Genomic DNA, 17,201 nt, shown 5'->3' with positions numbered 1-17,201 from the left:
GGGTATGCCTCGCTTTTATTCTTGTTTTCCAGAAACCACGGGGCGCTGGCTGATGCCTCGCGCGCCCACCAGCAGCAGGCCGTTGTCGCTCGACACCAGGGCGCCGTAGACAGGTACGGGCTGGCCGATGTCCAGCGGCTGGAAGTTGGCGCCCTGATCACTGCTCACCAGGGCCTGGCCAGTCTGGCCGAACAGGTAGAGCGTGCCCTGGGCATCGAGCGTGGACGCGGTGATGCTGCTGTTCAGCCCGGTCTTCACCGCTGTCCAGCTGGCGCCAGCATCGGTGCTGCGATAAGCGTGGCCGCGCAGGCCGTACGCCAGCACCATGCCGGGCTGGGCGCTGATACCGAAGAAGCTGCCCTGATAGGGCGACTCCAGTGCCTGGAAGCGCTCACCGCCGCCGTCGAGGCGCAGCAGCAAACCTTGCTCCCCGGCAATGTAGAGATGCTCGCCGTCGCTGGAGATGGCGTTGAGGTGGTAGCCGGACGGGTTGTCGGTACGGTCGGTCCAGGGCTCCCAGCTCTGCCCGCCATCGCGGGTGCGGAAGATCAGATTGAAGGCACCCACGACGAAACCGTTGCGTTCATCGCTGAACCAGAGGTCTAGGAACGGCTTGTCGGCGCCTTCGGTCTCGATGCGTTTGCCTTCATCCAGCCATTGCCCGGCATCGGGACGGGCGCTGTAGTAGTCCTGCATGAGCCGACCGAGCTGGCGGCCATCGAGCTGCTTTTCCCAGCTGGCGCCGCCATCAGTGCTGTGCAGCACAACGCCGTCATGGCCTACGGCCCAGCCTTGCTTGTCGGTGGGGAATTGCACGGCATTCAGGTCAGAGCTGACCGGCACGCTTGCCTGGTGCCAGCTTTGGCCCTGGTCATCGGAGTAAAGAATGTGGCCGCGCTGGCCGACCGCGACGAGGCGCTGGCCAGCCTGCGCCATGTCGAGCAAGGGGCTGCGAATCGCCAGCTCACTGTGTTGCGCCGGCAGGTCGAGCACATCGACCAGGGACGCGGCTTGGGCATTACCCGCCACGAGGGCCATGCCCAGAGCGATGAACTTGAAAGAAAACATCGGGACGTCCTCTGAAAAAGAAAGCGGTTGCCGCTCCCCCACACTCAAAGGGAGCGGCAACCAACCTGGCTTAGCGAATGCCGGCGCCAGCCAGGGACTCGGCTGCCCACTGAGCCTTGGTCAGCGGGTCGATATAACGGATGCCGCCGTACGGGCCAACGATGCCGTTGATGTTGTAGGAGTTACCCACCAGGTCGTAGATCACGAACGGGGTGGTGTCCGGTACCTGCTTGTCGTAGCTCTGGCTGAGGAAAGCGAAGGAGCCACGGTAGATCTGCCCACGAGCGTCGTACTGGTCGGAAGCCAGAGCGACCCAGCTGTCCTCATCCAGGTAGAAGCGGCGTTTGGCGTAGATGTGGCGAGCGCCCTCTTTCAGAGTGCCCTCGACAACCCAGACGCGGTGCTTCTCCCAGCGCACGTAGTCAGGTGACAGGTGGTTGGGGGTGGTCAGGGCCTTCGGGTCCTGGGCGTAGGTCAGCTTGTAGGTGTTGTAGGGAACGATGAGTTCCTGTTTGCCCACCAGTTTCCAGTCATAGCGGTCCAGTGCACCGTTGAAGACGAACACGTCGTCGTAGGTGCCGGCACCTGCGGTACCCGGGTTCGGGGTGTCGTAGGCGAGGCTCGGCGCGAGCTTCACGCGGCGCTGGCCGGGCAGGTACTGCCAGGCGCGGCGCGGCTGCTCGACGGCGTTGGCGGCGTCCTTGAGCATGATCGCCTCGCCGGCGCGGCGGGCCGGACCCGAGTAGTACAGCTTCATCTGGTAATACACGTCGGTATTGGCGATGGGCTTGTTCAGGTCCTGGTAGATCGGATAGTTGATGAAGGCCTGGCCGGTGGTGGCCAGGGTAGCCACGCCCGCGGCGTCAACGTTCCAGGAGTCGTACTTGGAGTTGATGGTCACACCCTGGTAACGCAGCAGGTGGTTCCACATGGCTTCGGCGCCCGACTGCGGGATCGGGAACGGCACGCCCGGCAGCACGTTTTCCAGAGCCAGGCCGCCATTGGCGGTCTTGGCGCCGGTGGCGTTCTTCACGGCGTTGTCCAGCACCGGCTGCGGCATGGCCACGGTTCGGTGAGTCGGGTAGACATCAACGCGGAAGCCTGGATAGCGCTTGGCCAGCTCAACGGTGGTAGCGCTGAGCAGATTCTTGTACTGGTCGACGTTCTTGCCATCGATCACCATCGCCGGCTTCTCGCTGGCGAAAGGATCGGGGCGCATGCTGTCGCCGGACTTGAAACCCGCCGGAGCGGTGGTCAGGCCACCGTCGTAGGCCGGGATCGAGCCATCGGCGCTAGCCGCTTTCTCGGCCCCTACCAGGGTCAGGTTGTTGCCCAGCTTGGCGGCCTCATCAGGCGACACGGCGGCATGGACGGAACCAGCGAAGGCCACCGCGAGGGAAGCCGCCATCAGAGTTTTCACGAATCTCATCTCGTTGTTCTCCTGCTCTTTTGTTTGAGCTATGCGGAATGTCAGAAGGTGGTCTTCAAGGTCAGATACACCGCGCCACGGTCTTCCGTGGTAGCCCCGCCGCCGGAGAAGGAGGAGTAACCCCCGGCAAAGCAGGTGTAGCGCTGCGTGGCGTCCAATGCGTTAGGTGTCGAGCCGTCGGTGGCTCCGTTGTTGCACTTCTCGGCATCGCCGAAAGAGTCCACGTACTTCAGGTCCACGAAGTACTGGTTGTAGATGGCCGCACCGATACCCACGGAGTAGTTGCCGGTGTCTTCGGCGCCGCCGCCCTGTACCGGCGAAACGCCGTCCAGGCCAACGTTGACGGACATCGGGGCGGAGAGGTCCACGCCCGGGAATACCTGGTACCAGGTGGGCGTGAAGTTGACCGCGACGCCCCAGTTGTCGCGGGTCGGCTGATCGATGCCGTGGTAGGTCGACTTGCCCTTGTAGAGCGCCTCGTTCTTGCTATCGAGCTTCAGCAGGTTGCTGTAGTAGAGCTCGCCCAGCAGGCTGGCCGCATCGAACAGTGGCGTGTCGCCGATGGTCATCAGGCCGTTCAGGGTCCAGTGCAGGGTGTCGCCGGTGGCGCTCATGCTGTCGCCGCTGCTCGGAATATCGGTGACCACGCCGGAACCCGGAATACGCGCCGGCAGCAAGCCGAGGCCCGCAGCCAGGCCGCCAGGGCCGGTGGCGCTGGTGATGGCCGGGATGCTCGCCAACGGCATGTTGTGGCGGACGTTCAGGTCGCTGGCGACGCTGACGCCGCCGAATTCCTTGGACAGGCTCAGGCCGAAGATGTCGATGTCGTCGCCGTAGGCCAGCTTGTAGTTGGTGGTGCTGATGGAGTTCTGCACGTTGGCGATGGGGCCAGCTGCACCGCGTGCGGTCAGGCCGGTGCCATCGAGCACGGCTTGCGGCAGGATTTCCGAAGTCTGGCGGTAATAGGCGCCAACGGTGCCATCCAGCCATTCCGGCGACCACTTGAGCATCAGGCCCCAGTCACCGCGCTTATCCGGAGTAATGTCGTGGCCACGGCGAATGTTGGTCAGGGTGCCGTTCGGCCCCGCGAGGCCCGGACCGCCGGTGTGGCCAAGGATGAAGGACTGCGCGCCGAAGCCCACAACGTCCGAGCTGCCGTAGTAGGTGCCGGCCTCAGGCAGGCGTGCAGCGTCCCAGTCGAGGAAGTACTGTGCGGCAACGGTCAGCTCAGGGTTGATGGTGAAGGAAGCGGAAACCTGGTTGCGCGGAACGAACAGTTCCTTGGCCTCGGTACCCGGTGCCGCAGCGAGTTTGGCCAGGTCCAGGCCGGACTGACCGTAGCTGATGGCATGCACGGGGTTGAGGATGGTTTCGCCCCAGTACACGTTGTGCTGGCCGGCCTTGATGCTGAACATCGACTCTTCGCCAATTTCGGTGCTGTAGAACACGAAGGCGTCGAGGATTTCACCGGACGGGCCGCTGTAATAGCGCTGGGCGTAGTTGGAAAGGTGCGGGCTGCCCAGCACCGCATTGTTGGTGCCGGGCTGGCCGGCAATGCGGGAGAAGTCCTCGTTGCCGTTGACGAACGGGTTCGAGTTGGAGCCGGTGTTGTCGTAGGCCTTGTCGTACCAGCTGGCAGCACTGACGCGGAAGCCCTTGTTGCCCTGGTGGATCACGTCCAGCTCGGTCAACAGGTCGATACGATTGGTGATGTTGGTGCCAGAACGACGGAAGTTGTAGTCACCGTCGTTGTTGTTCGGCGTAGCCAGCATGCGCTTGTCGGCACTCTCGGTGCGAACACCGTAGTTGTACTTCACGGTGTTGTCGAAGCGAACCGACCAGTCCGGGTTACCGGTGTCAACTTCCATGGCCTGTATCGCTGCTGGCGCGCCGATCCCGGCCGCAATGGCCGAGGCGAGCAGGCACCTGCGCAGGTTCAGGTTTTGATTGTTCTTGTCTTTCATGCGTTGGCTCCGCTTTTTGTTGTATTGGCTACCGCAACCCTTTCCTTGCTCCCTGCCTGGTTTGCGCGCAGCCGGTTGCATGGCCGCGCGCCACTTACGCCGGACTCCCCGGCCAATTGAGTTGGAATCTTTGGATCAGCGATCCAGTATCCGGATCAGGTCATGGGCGTCCGGCCATTCGCCGTAGCCCGAGGCCGGATTGAGATGACCGACCTTGCCCAGCTCGACCAGGCTGCTTTCCCAGTCGTAGGCCAAGGCGCGAACCGCGTCCAGGCTGGCCAGGTGATCGTCGTCACTGGCACAGACAAGGCTGGGGAACGGCAGCGGCTGACGCGGCAGCGGGGTCCAGCCATTGGCCTGAAGGGATTCGGGGCTCGGGTAGTTCGCCGGCCAGGTAGCGTCCAGGTCCGGAGGCGTGGCCAGCAGCGCACCTTTGATCGGTCGGCTGTAACGTGCCGCCCAGTGCGCCACCATCAATACGCCGGCGCTGTGGGCAACGAGGATCACGGGGCCGTCGATCTGTTCCAACTCGCGCTGAATGGCGTCCACACGGGCCGCGCAGCTGAGCTTGTCCTCTTCCAGCGGTGGAACGCTGCGGACTTTGGGCAGTTGCTCGGCCAGCAGGGTCTGCCAGTGCTCGGGCACATGATCCCGCAGGCCGGGGACGATAAGGATGGTTGCGTTGTCGTTGTTGTTCACGTCATCACCCTGTGCCGCAATCGCGGCTGGAGGAACTTGGTGATGCAAACAGTAGAGGTGCCAGGGGGGAGTCGCTTCTCATAGGGCGTCAGGCTCTTCGCATTTCATGACAGCCCCACCCTGCTCCCATTTCCAGCCCGCCGGGCGGCCATGCCCGCCGTCCGTGGCATGGGCCAAATTCCAGGGATTGGCTTTACTTTCATCTGGCCGGAACGAGGAAAAATGCCGGCGTTGTCATGAAAGACAAATTCAAAGACTATCCGCGACGACAGACTCACTTCGCTTTATCTGACAAAAACAATCGGCGCATGCCTACAGGCACATTCCGGTACAACGACAGCGTGGCGATCGACATGACCCCAATGGTTCGCGCGGCGGCCCTCACCAACTACATGGAAGTGGCCCATCACCTCGGTCTCAACCCACAACAGATGCTTCGCCAGGCGGGACTCAGCCAGGCACTGATAGAAAACCCCGACCAACGCCTGCCCACCTCGGCGGCTGCCAGCTTGCTGGAAGATTCCGCCCGCGCCAGCGGATGCCTCACCTTCGGCTTACGCATGGCCGAATCCCGCCAGCTTTCGGACTTCGGCGTCATCAGCCTCCTGCTTTCCCACCAGCCGACCCTGCGTGATGCCCTCGAAACCATCGTCCAGTACCGCCACCTGCTAAATGAGTCACTGGCGCTGTTCGTGGACGAAGTGGGCAAGACAGTGGTACTGCGGGAAGAGATCATCACCGACCCGCCGGTCCCCATCCGCCAGGGCATGGAGCTGGCCATCGGTGTGCTGTTCCGCATGTGCAGCGCCCTGCTCGGCTCGGGTTGGCGGCCAATGGCAGTGAACTTCAGCCATGACGCACCGCCGGACCTGCAACTGCATCGGCGGGTGTTCGGCTGCAAGCTGGAGTTCGGCAGCGAGTTCAACGGCATCGTTTGCCAGGCCGCCGACCTGGACAAGGCCAACCCCCTGGCTGACCCGGCCATGGCCCGTCACGCGCTGCGCCTGGTGGAGACCCTGCCCGGCGCCGCCCAGCAATCGACACTGAACGACGTGCGCAAGGCCATCTACCTGTTGCTGCCCATGGGCCGCGCCACCATCGAGCAGATCGCCCAGTCGCTGGGGATGAACGTGCGCACACTTCAGCGACGCCTGGAGGACAGCCAAGTGACCTTCTCCGACCTGATCAGCGAGGTGCGCCGCGACCTGGTGCTGCGCTACATGGAGAATCCGCGCTATTCCCTGTCCCGCATCGCCGACCTGCTCGGCTATTCGGTGCCCAGTTCCTTCACCCGCTGGTTCACCACGCAGTTCGGCATGGCACCGGCAGCATGGCGCCGTGAGCATCAGGTGAAGGCGGAGGAATGAGCGGCGCTGTCCGGGGCATTCGATGGTGGATGTGAAGAGCGACCCTACGAAACCATGAACGCCGGGTTCTCAAGGGTGGATCACGCTTCACCGATCCACCATTTGGGTTCGCTGACGGCACGAATGTTGGGCTTCGCTGCGCTCTGACCAACCTACGGGAGACCACCGTAGGATGGGTTGAGCCTGCGATACCCATCAGCCCTTTCCGCATGGGTATCGCTCCGCTCAACCCATCCTACGAACTACGACAGCGCTTCGCGAGCAGAGCTCGCGCCTACGCCACCTGTCCCGCCCGCAATGTCGTAGCGTGGATCACGCTTCTCAACCGTCCAAAGAAAAAAAGGGGTAAATGCCTCCCTGTATTCACCCCGTCACGCCAAAAAAAACCGCGCTACGAAGCCCTTCCCTATAGGCTTCGGCGCGGCAAATGCCCGCTGTCGCAGGCGTCGATGACCCCCTTACGGGAGCAGGAGTAAGTCTTTAGAACCCCCAATGCAGCATCGCCAGCACCAGGGCGGCGAGGAAGGCGGTCTCCCCCACCATCAACAAGATCGGCTTGATACCCACGGAAGCGAGGTCCTTGAGTTGGGTTTTCATGCCCAGGGCACTGATGGCGATCACCAGGCACCAGCGCGACAGCTCGTTACCGGCCTCTTGCACCACTGGCGGAATCACGCCCGTGCTGTTGATCGCAGCCAGGATCACGAAGCCGACTGCGAACCAGGGCAGCAGCGGCGGACGCTTGCTGCCCGGCTCGGCACCGCGCATGCGGGTGATCATCGCCGCGCAGACGATCACCGGCAGCAGCATGGCGACCCGCATCAGCTTGACCACCGTGGCGCTGTCGCCGGTCTCGTGCCCCATGCTGTAGCCAGCGCCCACCACCTGGGCCACGTCGTGAATGGTGCCGCCGATGAAGAACCCGGCATGCAACGGAGACAGCCCAAGGGCCTCGGCGATCATCGGGTAGAGGATCATCGCCAGGGTGGACAATGCCGACACACCGATCACGGTGAACAGGGTCGCGCGTTCCTTCTGCGGATGGCTGGGCAGCGCCGCCGCCAGGGCCAGCGCCGCCGAGGCACCGCAGATGGCGGTGGCGCCACCGGTGAGCAGGCCGAACAGGCTGTTGAAGCCAAGCAGACGCGCCACTGCGACTGACACGAGGATGGTAACCACCACCAGTGCCACCACCATGGCGACTGGCTGCCAGCCGAGCGACGCGATCTGTTCCAGGGTGATGCGAATGCCCAACAGTGCCACGCCGACCCGCAGTACTTCGCGGGCGGTGAACTCGATGCCGGGCTTGCATGCGCCGTCGGCCGCCAGGAAGTTCACCGCGAGGCCCAGCAGGAGGGCGAAGAGCATCACCGGAGCACCGTAGTGCTCGGAAAGGAAGGTGGCCGCCGCGGCGACCACGGCGCTGACGATCACGCCGGGCATGAGTATCCGGGTGCGCGATCCCAGCGAGGTTATTGCTGTTGCAGACATACGATTGATTCCTGCGGACGCGGCCGCGATAGATCGATGAAACAACGGCCCTGCTGCAGCTCCACCGCATAGGTGGCGACACCGAAGCCGCTCACGCCAGGGACGCATCCGCTGGCCAGGTCAAAGCGCAGGCCGTGGGCTGGGCAACGCAACAGTCGCCCCTCCAGCTTGCCGCCGAACAAGGAGGCGCCGTTGTGCGGGCAACCTTCGTCGATGGCGTAGATCTCACCGCCCTGGTTGAACAGCACCAGCGACTTGCCGTCATGTCGAAACAGGCTGCGACCGCCTTCCGGCGGCAGCTTGTCCGCTGGCACCTCTACCCGCGCGGTCATGGCAGGCATGCCTCCGTCGCTTCGCGCCGCTCCAGCGCGTGCTGCAACTGGGCCACCATCAGCCACGACGGCTGGGCACCGGCCAGGGACGGCCGGTTGTCGATCACGAACGAAGGAACGGCCTGGTTCGCGGGAACCGCATCGCGTCCTACATAGGGTCGGCCATCGTCGAACAGCGCCTCCTCCAGGTTTCGCGGATCGAAGCCGCACTGCCTGGCCACCCGCAGCAGCAGCTCGCTGCTGCCCAGGTCCTCGCCACGCTGGAAGTAGCTGGCGAACAGCCGTTCGAGCAGGGCGTCGACCTGACGCGCGCTGCCCTGCTCCGTGGCCAGCGCCAGCAGGCGGTGCGCGTTGGCGGTGTTGGGCATGGTCACGATGCGTCGCAGGTCCACATCCACGTCGGCGTGATAGGCGGCTTCACTCACCTGCTCCTGGCGCGCCCGCACCATCGCCTCGCTGCCGAGGCGTTGCAGGTAGAACTCCATGAAGGGCACACCTTGCGCCGGCAGGTCGGGCAGCAGTTGCACACCCTTCCAGCGGAGTTCCACGGAGACATCCGGCCGCAGCTTGGCCAGGTTGCCCAGCGCCTTCTCGAGGTTGCGTTTGCCGATCAGGCACCAGGGACAAATGAAGTCGAAAGACATTTCGACCAACAGCGGTTTCATGCACGTTCCTCGCTCGCCATCAGCGGCGCGAGCTTCTGGATGTCCTTCTGGTAGTGGCGCTTGCCGTACCAGAACACCAGGGCAGCAGCGACGCTGATGAGCGGAATCAACTGAAAGGCGCGATCCAGGCCGAAATGGTCAGCCAGTACGCCGGTTACATAAGGCCCCGGGGCCAGGCCCAGCAGGTTGTTCGCCAGTGTCAGGGTGGCGAAGGCCGTGCCGTGGATCGAGTAGTGGGTCAGGTTGGCAACCATCGCGCCGGCTGGGCCGGAGGTGCCGGTCGCCACCAGCATGGCCAGGGCGATGACCACCAGTTGCGCGACACCGGGCGCCATCTGGAAAGCCACCGACAGCAGCACGCAGCTGATCAGGCAGTAGGCAATGGCCAGGGCGATCTTGCGGTCTGGGGCATTGCGGCACAGGCGGTCGCTGAGGATGCCGCAGACGATCATGCCGGCACCGCCGGTGAGCACGATGATGGCCGCGACAGCGCCGGCCTGATCGGTGCCCATGTGGTAGTAGCGATTCAGGTAGCTGGGGAACCAGACCATCACCGCAGCACCGACGAACAGCTGCAGGCCGCTGCCGACATAGGCGCAGATCACCGAGCGGCTGGCGAACAGGGTTTTCAGCGGGCGACGGCAGGGGAACTCGTTGTTCGCGCTCGGCGCCGGCAGCGGACTACCGATGCGCGACTGCTTGACCACCATCGGATAGACCAACGCCAGCACCAGGCCGAACATCGCCATGCCGGCGAAGGACCAGCGCCAGCCCAGGTGTTGCGCCAGGACTCCGCCCAGGGCCATGCCCAGTACCGAGCCGAACATGCCGCCGGCCATGAAGGCGCCCGTGACGGTGGCGCGCATCTCGCGGGGGAACACCGACAGCACCACGGCGATACCGACGCTGCCATAGGCCGCCTCGCCCACACCCACCAGGAAGCGCGCGATGAACATGTGTTCGTAGTTTTTCGCCAGGCCGCAGCCCAGGGTTGCCAGGCTCCAGAGCATGGCCATCAGTACCAGGCTCTTCACCCGGCCCCAACGGTCGGCCAGTAGCGACAACGGGAAGGTCAAGAGACCCACCATCAGCGCGACGATGCCGCTGAGCAGGCCAAGCTGGGAGTCGGAGAGCGTCCATTCGGACTTCAGCAACGGGAATACGGCGTTGAGCACCTGCCGCGACATGTAGTCAGAGATCAGCAGGCCGAACGTCAGGGCGAAGACTACCCAGGCGTAGGTGCGGGGGACGTTCACGGCCGATTGGTCAAAATCGGCGGTGGCAGCGGAATGAAAGGCCATCGCGGTTACCTTGAATCTGTGCGTGTAGTTGTTTTTGTCACGCTAGCTGGCGGTGGCGCGGTTAGCGCCCCGCCGGGTCCGGCCTTGTGGGCCGGCCCTTGTGGCTACGCAGGTCAGGTACGCATGGGAACATGCTTCTGACCCGGCTGGCGGTTCGGCGCCATGCCGTTCATGCGCAGGGTCTCTTCCACGTCCTTGTACTCGACGCCGATCTTGTAGATCTCGCGTGCTTCCTTGCCGGATGCGATTTCGCGGCCCAGTTCGTGGGCGATGCGCACGGTCTGCTGGATCTGCTGCACGGAAGTGAAGCGCTTGCCGTGCTGGTCGATGATGGTGTCTTCGATGCCAACGCGCGGGTGCAGACCCATGGCGAGTGCCATGGTGTTGAACGGCAGGACGTTCTTCAGCAGCGACTCGGCGGTGAGGGTGCCACCGTTCGGCGCGCGATGAATGAAGTTGAAGAAGTTGAACGGGTTGGGGCCGTCGAAACCGCCGCCGATGCCGATCCAGGTCAGGTTCAGCGGGCCCTTGTAGACGCCCTTGCGCACCAGGCGCTCCAGGGTTTCCAGGGCATGCATGCCGGTGAGCTGGAAGTGCGGCTGGATGCCGTTGGCCATCAGGCGCTTGAGGTGTTCCTCGACCCAGGCCGGGCCGGCCGGCACGGTCATCTCACTGTAGGCGGCCTGGTAGACCGGGTTTTCCAGGGAGGTGCCCTTCAGGTACTCCGGATAGAGGAGTTCCATGATGTTCATCTGGGTGGTGTTGATGGCCACAGTGACCTGGTCCGGCTTCGGAGTCAGCTCGGCCAGCATGTGGCGGGTATCGTCGGACAGCCACTTGGCTGCTTCGCCCTCGCCCTCGGGAGCGAAGGAAATGGAACCGCCCACCTGGATGATCATGTCCGGTACGGCTTCGCGCACGCCGGCGATCAGTTCGTTGAACTTGGACAGGCGCTTGGAGCCGGTGCCGTCGAGTTCACGCACGTGCAGGTGCAGCACGGTCGCGCCCGCCTCATAGCAATCAACGGCTTTCTGGACCTGCTCGTCCATGGTCACCGGGATGTCTTCCGGGAAGTCTGCCGGCATCCACTCGGGGCCGTAGGGCGCCACGGTGATGACCACTTTTTCCATGTTTTCCGGGTGCAGGGAATCGTCGAAGAATTGCATGCTGGATGTCCTCGGTAAGTTCTTGTTCAGGGGGTCCCGGCCGAACTGCCTCGGCCGGGTGGATCGATCGTTAGAAAGTCTTGTCGCCGATGATTCCGGCGCGTTCCATCTTGCGAACGCAGGGCGGGTAATCCATCACGGCGTAATGCTGGGTGGAGCGGTTGTCCCAGATCGCCACGCTGTTCTTCTTCCAGCGCCAGCGCACCTGGTATTCCGGGATGTAGGCCTGGCTGACCAGGTAGCGCAGCAGGTCGCTGCCACCCATGCTGTAGTCCTGGCCGTAGCGCACGTGCTCAGGCGTGTGGAAGTTGGTGAAGTGGGTGGCGAAGGCATTGACGAACAGCACCTTCTCGCCGGTTTCCGGGTGGATGCGCACCACCGGGTGTTCGGCGTCCGGGTACATGGCCTTGAGCGCCAGGCGCTTCTCGACGGGCATGGCCGCACCGAAGCTCGCTTCGATGCTGTGGCGGGCACGCAGCCCCTCGATGCGCTGCTTCACGTCTTCAGGCAGCTTCTCGTAGGCCAGCGCCATGTTCGCCCACATGGTGTCGCCACCGACCGGCGGGCACTCCACGCAGCGCAGTACGCAGCCCATGGGCGGCGCATCGCGCCAGGTGGCATCGGTGTGCCAGGCATTCTCGTAGCGGTCGTTGGGCTGGTCAGGATCCTTGTAGATACGGACCAGACCAGGATGCTCCGGATCGCTACCGGCCACCGGGTGGTCTTCCAGCTCGCCGAAGCGGCGGGCGAACGCCACGTGCTCGGCACGGCTGATGTCCTGGTCGCGCAGGAACAGCACCTTGTGCTTGAGCAGGTGCGCCTTGATCTCGGCGAACAGGCCGTCATCACGAGAAGCGTCGCCCAGGTTCACACCGCTGATTTCGGCGCCGATGGCGCACGTGAGTTGCTCGACTTTCATGGCCAGCGACCTCAGATGACGAAGATGGACGAACCGGTGGTCTTGCGCGATTCCAGGTCACGATGGGCCTGGACCGCATCTTCCAGCGCGTAGTGCTGGTTGATATCAATCTTGATGCGACCGCTGCCAACATGGTCGAACAGCTCACCGACCAGCTCGGCCTTCTCCGCTGGATCGGCGATGTAGTCGGCCAGGGCCGGACGAGTGATGAACAGCGAGCCTTTCATGGCCAGTAGCACCGGATCGAAGGCCGGGACCGGACCCGAAGCGGTGCCGACGCACACCAGCAGGCCGCGACGGCGGAGCGAGTCCAGGGAGGCGTTGAAGGTGTTCTTGCCCACGCTGTCGAAGACGACGTCGACACCGCGACCGCCGGTCAGCTCACGCACGCGCTGGGCGATGTCTTCTTCGCTGTAGTTGATGACGTGGTCGCAGCCGTGGAAGCGCGCCACTTCAGCCTTGGCCTCGGTGGACACGGTGCCGATCACGGTCAGGCCGAGCAGCTTCGCCCACTGCGAGACGATCAGGCCCACACCGCCGGCAGCGGCATGCAGGAGGATGCTGTCGCCTTCCTTGAAGTCGTAAATACGACGCATCAGGTAGGCGGAAGTCAGGCCGCGCATGGTCATGGCCGCGGCGGTTTCGAAGGCGATGGTTTCGGGCAGCTTGATCAGCGGCGCTGCGGACACCAGACGCTCGGTGCTGTAGGCGCCAAGGGTGTTGAGGAAGCCGGTGTAGGTGACGCGGTCACCCAGGGCAACGTTGGTTACGCCCGCACCGACCGCCACCACCACGCCGGCGGCTTCTACGCCGATACCGTTGGGCAGCGGGATGGGATAGGTACCATTGCGGAAGTAGGTGTCGGCGTAATTCAGGCCCACGGCAACGTGGCGAATACGCACCTCACCCGGGCCAGGGTCTGCGACCTCAACCTCTTCATAACGAAGCACTTCCGGTCCCCCGGCTTCATAAAATCGAACTGCCTTGGCCATGCCTTGTCTCCAATCTGGATTCTTGTAATCGGGTCACGGACCCATGGATTGGACTCTAGGCATCCCCCCTCCTGACTGCTTCTCATAGGGCGTCAGCAGCTTCGCATTTCATGACAGGCGTAGCGGCGCAGCGGCAAAGCCTGCGCCGCGCCGAGAAACGCGATGGGGTATTCGATGTTCGACAGGTGGAACGCAGGAAGCAGTGCCGGCCTGGAGCCGGCGCATGGGCAGGCTATTGCGCAGGTATCACGCGGGGTAGTGGCTGGAACTGGATGGGCTGGGTCTTGGTCTGCGTCAGGCTGCCTTCTACTTGCCCGGACAGGTGGATCACCCCGGCCATCACCCCCACGTCGGGGTTACGCATCAGCTCCAGCCATTCTTCGTCGAAGGCCTGGTTGAGGCTCTGGCGCAAGGTCGCCTCGCGATCGGCTCGCCCCTCTTCATGGAGCATGGCGCTGACGCCGGTGAAGCCGAGGGACAGTATCGGGCCCGCGACGCGCCCCATGAAACTGGTGGCGATACTGGCGGCACCGCTGGTCGCCAGTTCCGATTCCAGTTGCTCGCTGGTGTCGCGGGTAATGCGCGACAGACCGTCATCGGTGGTCCATGCCCCGGCGCCGTTCGGCGCATTGCGAATCTGGCCCATGAGTGAGGCATAGGCTGGCAGTTTCTCCAGCGGGTCGGCCTTGAGTACCTGGTAGAGCGACGCACGCTGGCCAGGTGGCGCCAACTCGATTGCCGGAATCTTCTGCAGATGCTGGGCGAACTGGTCGCCGGGTACGCCAAAGCGCTGTGGAATCACCTGCAGGCGCTCATCCAGCTGCTGGATATAGGTTCGCGTGGTCTGCTCCATGATGTCGTCCGGATCGATCTCGCGGGCAACCGGCTGCAGCACCTGCTCGTCGTATTCCTCCTGCAGGTAGGCGGCCAGCCGATTCACCGTCTGTTCCCGTTCGCCGTCGGAACTCAGGCGATACCAGCCGACCTTGATGCTCAGCCACTTGCGGGTCCAGAAGCTGGAAAACCAGGGGAGGAATTGGCTATCGGTGCGCTGGTAGATCAGGTCCATCCAGCGATCCATGGAATCCTGGGCGTAACGGCGGGCCTGGCTGGTGGCCGCAAGGGAAGCGGCGGCGATGTCGCGGTCCACCTGGCGCCAGGTGGCTTGGGAGACCACGACCGGAGGCGGTTCTGCCGGTTTCGACGCGCACCCGCCGAGCGTCAACGCAAGGATGACGATCAGCATTGAAAGCAGCGTACCCGGGGTTCCGAAGAGCCTGCCGGGCACCTGTTCCGCCCGAGTTCGAGGGGAAACTTGCGCAGCGCTCATGAGAGTTCGCCCGTCCCGTGGGCCAGTCGGCCCAGGTCCTATGAGTATAGGTATGACCACCCTCCCCCGTGCCTCGTTCGGACGCGTTGCACCACGGAGCAAAAATGCCGCCGCGTGGTCATATTCGTCGCCAGGTCGAGCCTCGCGATGAGCGCGTGGACACTGGCCCACTCCAGTCGTATCGGAATCGAGGTAAAGCAATGAAAACAGGCCCGCTAGTGGGTGTGTTTGTTCTGGTCGCAACCCTTGCCGGCACCATGCAGAGTGCCCAGGCCGACCACAGACGGGACGATGATGACGGCAGGGTCGAGCACTACCGCGATGGCCCTTGTCGGGTGAAGGAAATCACCGACCGCGGCTATTACCGGAAGGTCATCCGCTGCCCGGACGGGCGCGGTAAGAGCTGGCGCCGCGGCGAGTGGCACCGCGACTACCGTGACGGCCCCTGCCGGGTGCGCATCGATGCGTCCCGGGAAGTCTTCGACAAGGAAAAGGTCTGCCGTAGCCGCGACTTCGACCGCGACCACGACCGTTACGACGATTGATGCGATGGTGCGGAGCCCCGCTCCGGGGCTCTCTCCACCTGTCAGCTAGCCAACGAAGAACTCCACGAACCGATCCACGGGCATTGCCTCCAGGGCAGTCTGGTCCTTGCACAGCGCCAGGATCTCCGCGCAACGATGGGGCGCGAAGCGGGTCGCCAGGCTGGTCTTGAATTTCTCCTCCAGCAACGGCATTCCCTCGCTGCGCCGGCGGCGGTGGCCCATGGGGTATTCCACCTCCATCTTCTCGGTGTGCCGGCCGTCCTTGTAGAACACCTGCACGGCGTTGGCGATGGAGCGTTTGTCGGCTTCCAGATACTCACGGCTGTAGCGGGGGTCTTCGACCACTTCCATGCATTCGCGCAGGCGGTCGATGATCGGATGGGATTGATGGAAATCGTCTTCGTAATGCTCGGCCGCCAGATCGCCATAAGCCAGGGCGACCGCCGTCATGTACTGCAGGCAATGGTCCCGGTCGGCGGCGTTGGCCAAGGCGCCCTCCTTGGAAATGATGCGAATGGCCGACTCCTGGGTGGTGATGAGGATGCGGTCGATCTCCGTGATGCGGTTGCGCACCAGGGGGTGCAACCGCACCGCCGCTTCGCAGGCCGTCTGGCCGTGGAATTCGGCGGGATAGCTGACCTTGAACAGGATGTTCTCCATCACGTAGCTGCCGAAGGGCTGGGGCAGGCTGAAGTGGTGCTTTTCCAGCGGTTTGGTCGCCAGGTCCTTGTTGGTGTGGCTATAGGACACGTCGTAGAAGCCCCATTGCGGCGCGCTGAGCACGCCGGGAACGCCCATTTCCCCACGCATGGCGATATCCGCCAGGCGCACGCCCCGACTGGTGGCATCGCCCGCCGCCCAGGACTTGCGCGAGCCGGCATTGGGCGCGTGGCGGTAGGTGCGCAGGGCCTGGCCATCCACCAGGGCGTGGGAGATGGCCGAGAGCATCTGTTCGCGACTGGCGCCCATCAGCCAGGCGCAGACGGCAGTGGATGCGAGCTTGACCAGCACCACATGGTCCAGCCCGACGCGATTGAAGGAATTTTCCAGGGCCATCACGCCTTGTATCTCGTGGGCCTTGACCATGGCTTCCAGCACCAGGCGCATGGTCAAGGGTGGCTCCCCCCTGGCCACGCGCCGCTGCGACAGGTGGTCGGCCACCGCGAGGATGCCGCCCAGGTTATCGGAGGGGTGCGCCCACTCCGCCGCCAGCCAGGTGTCGTTGAAGTCCAGCCAGCGGATCATCGCGCCGAGGTCCCAGGCCGCCTTGACCGGGTCCATCCGGTAGGACGTGCCCGGCACCCGCGCCCCCTGAGGCACCTGGGTGCCTTCCACCAGGGGGCCGAGCAGCTTGGTGCATTCGGGAAAGCGTAATGCCATCAAGGCGCAACCGAGGCTGTCCATCAGGCAATTGCGGGCCGTGCCCAGGGCCTCTGCAGACTCCACCCGATAATCCAGGGCGTAGTCCGCAATGGTCTCGATCACCGGGTCATAGGGTGGCCGCTGGTTCAGGTCGACGTTGCTGCTCATGGCCCTGTCTCCTTGTGGCGATGGCTTCCAGTCTAGGCCCTGACTTGGCAAAGGCTGGCCCCAGCCGATGAAACCCGCCGGGCGACAGGTGGCCAGCGCGACGCGCCACCTTGTGCTGCGCTTAGGGGACAGAGAAATCGGAGGTGCCCATGAACAGCGACCCCAACGTGCGCACACCCGCGCCCAAACCCCAAGGCCCGAGCCAGCCACCGGAACAGGTGCCGGCGGCGGACGTGAAGCGCATCAGCGACAAGGCGCCGAGCAAGGACAAGAAGCCAGACGATTGGGATTGAGGATGGGGAGGGACAAGGTGGTTCTTTTTGTGGGGGCGAATTCATTCGCCAAGGAGGCCGAAGGTCTCCCCAACAATTCGAGGGTGGGCTACCGGTTGGTTTTACCTGTG

Annotated in this window: 16 protein-coding genes; 3 read left to right on the top strand and 13 right to left on the bottom strand. The window is 63.9% G+C overall.

What is annotated here, in order from left to right:
* Positions 1–15: 15 nt before the first annotated feature.
* The 4 genes from E8E95_RS07280 to E8E95_RS07265 all read right to left on the bottom strand — a co-directional run bounded on the left by E8E95_RS07280 (position 16) and on the right by E8E95_RS07265 (position 5,160).
* The gene (locus E8E95_RS07280) at positions 16–1,068 is read right to left on the bottom strand and encodes a YCF48-related protein (protein WP_280349215.1); all 1,053 of its coding nucleotides are present in this window, start codon (positions 1,066–1,068) and stop codon (positions 16–18) included.
* Between the two features lie 70 nt (positions 1,069–1,138).
* Positions 1,139–2,497, bottom strand: a complete 1,359-nt coding sequence (locus tag E8E95_RS07275) for a DUF1329 domain-containing protein (protein WP_280349214.1) — start codon at positions 2,495–2,497, stop codon at positions 1,139–1,141.
* 41 nt (positions 2,498–2,538) lie between these two features.
* Positions 2,539–4,461 (bottom strand): DUF1302 domain-containing protein, encoded by a 1,923-nt coding sequence (locus E8E95_RS07270; protein WP_280349213.1) that lies wholly within the window; start codon positions 4,459–4,461, stop codon positions 2,539–2,541.
* Between the two features lie 135 nt (positions 4,462–4,596).
* A complete protein-coding gene (locus tag E8E95_RS07265; protein ID WP_280349212.1) occupies positions 4,597–5,160 on the bottom strand; it encodes an alpha/beta hydrolase in 564 nt (187 codons plus the stop codon).
* 362 nt (positions 5,161–5,522) lie between these two features.
* Between E8E95_RS07265 and E8E95_RS07260 the strand changes: the two genes are divergently transcribed.
* On the top strand, positions 5,523–6,527 hold the full coding sequence (locus tag E8E95_RS07260) for an AraC family transcriptional regulator (protein ID WP_280349283.1): 1,005 nt from the start codon (positions 5,523–5,525) through the stop codon (positions 6,525–6,527).
* A gap of 480 nt (positions 6,528–7,007) precedes the next feature.
* On the opposite strand, the gene E8E95_RS07255 is transcribed toward E8E95_RS07260, so the two are convergent.
* The 8 genes from E8E95_RS07255 to E8E95_RS07220 all read right to left on the bottom strand — a co-directional run bounded on the left by E8E95_RS07255 (position 7,008) and on the right by E8E95_RS07220 (position 14,639).
* A complete protein-coding gene (locus tag E8E95_RS07255) occupies positions 7,008–8,018 on the bottom strand; it encodes a putative sulfate exporter family transporter (RefSeq protein ID WP_280349211.1) in 1,011 nt (336 codons plus the stop codon).
* Positions 8,000–8,350 (bottom strand): Rieske 2Fe-2S domain-containing protein, encoded by a 351-nt coding sequence (locus E8E95_RS07250; RefSeq protein ID WP_280349282.1) that lies wholly within the window; start codon positions 8,348–8,350, stop codon positions 8,000–8,002. The genes E8E95_RS07255 and E8E95_RS07250 overlap by 19 nt, the downstream gene beginning before the upstream one ends.
* The gene (locus tag E8E95_RS07245; protein WP_280349210.1) at positions 8,347–9,015 is read right to left on the bottom strand and encodes a DsbA family oxidoreductase; all 669 of its coding nucleotides are present in this window, start codon (positions 9,013–9,015) and stop codon (positions 8,347–8,349) included. The genes E8E95_RS07250 and E8E95_RS07245 overlap by 4 nt, the downstream gene beginning before the upstream one ends.
* Positions 9,012–10,316 carry an MFS transporter gene (locus tag E8E95_RS07240; protein WP_280349209.1) on the bottom strand — a complete coding sequence of 435 codons (1,305 nt, stop codon included), beginning with the start codon at positions 10,314–10,316 and terminating at the stop codon, positions 9,012–9,014. The genes E8E95_RS07245 and E8E95_RS07240 overlap by 4 nt, the downstream gene beginning before the upstream one ends.
* A gap of 113 nt (positions 10,317–10,429) precedes the next feature.
* Positions 10,430–11,482, bottom strand: coding sequence for a 3-keto-5-aminohexanoate cleavage protein (locus E8E95_RS07235; RefSeq protein ID WP_280349208.1), 1,053 nt, complete (start codon positions 11,480–11,482; stop codon positions 10,430–10,432).
* A gap of 70 nt (positions 11,483–11,552) precedes the next feature.
* Positions 11,553–12,401 carry a TauD/TfdA family dioxygenase gene (locus tag E8E95_RS07230; protein ID WP_280349207.1) on the bottom strand — a complete coding sequence of 283 codons (849 nt, stop codon included), beginning with the start codon at positions 12,399–12,401 and terminating at the stop codon, positions 11,553–11,555.
* 11 nt (positions 12,402–12,412) lie between these two features.
* The gene (locus E8E95_RS07225; protein WP_077526986.1) at positions 12,413–13,393 is read right to left on the bottom strand and encodes a quinone oxidoreductase; all 981 of its coding nucleotides are present in this window, start codon (positions 13,391–13,393) and stop codon (positions 12,413–12,415) included.
* A gap of 232 nt (positions 13,394–13,625) precedes the next feature.
* A complete protein-coding gene (locus E8E95_RS07220) occupies positions 13,626–14,639 on the bottom strand; it encodes a hypothetical protein (protein ID WP_280349206.1) in 1,014 nt (337 codons plus the stop codon).
* Positions 14,640–14,923: 284 nt separating this feature from the next.
* On the opposite strand from E8E95_RS07220, the gene E8E95_RS07215 reads away from it, so the two are divergent.
* On the top strand, positions 14,924–15,268 hold the full coding sequence (locus tag E8E95_RS07215) for a hypothetical protein (protein WP_280349205.1): 345 nt from the start codon (positions 14,924–14,926) through the stop codon (positions 15,266–15,268).
* A 45-nt stretch (positions 15,269–15,313) separates the two neighbouring features.
* Here E8E95_RS07215 and prpD read toward each other — a convergent pair whose 3' ends face one another.
* Complete coding sequence (gene prpD / locus E8E95_RS07210) at positions 15,314–16,798, bottom strand: 2-methylcitrate dehydratase (protein ID WP_280349204.1); 1,485 nt, start codon at positions 16,796–16,798, stop codon at positions 15,314–15,316.
* A 149-nt stretch (positions 16,799–16,947) separates the two neighbouring features.
* Here prpD and E8E95_RS07205 point away from each other — a divergent pair, with 149 nt between their 5' ends.
* Complete coding sequence (locus E8E95_RS07205; protein WP_162945806.1) at positions 16,948–17,091, top strand: hypothetical protein; 144 nt, start codon at positions 16,948–16,950, stop codon at positions 17,089–17,091.
* Positions 17,092–17,201: the final 110 nt, after the last annotated feature.

This window comes from Pseudomonas sp. BN414, from assembly GCF_029871275.1.
GTDB classification, from domain to species: domain Bacteria; phylum Pseudomonadota; class Gammaproteobacteria; order Pseudomonadales; family Pseudomonadaceae; genus Metapseudomonas; species Metapseudomonas resinovorans_C.
The sequence above is the reverse complement of the archived record's forward strand: the minus strand, read 5'-3'. Positions and strand labels throughout refer to the sequence as shown.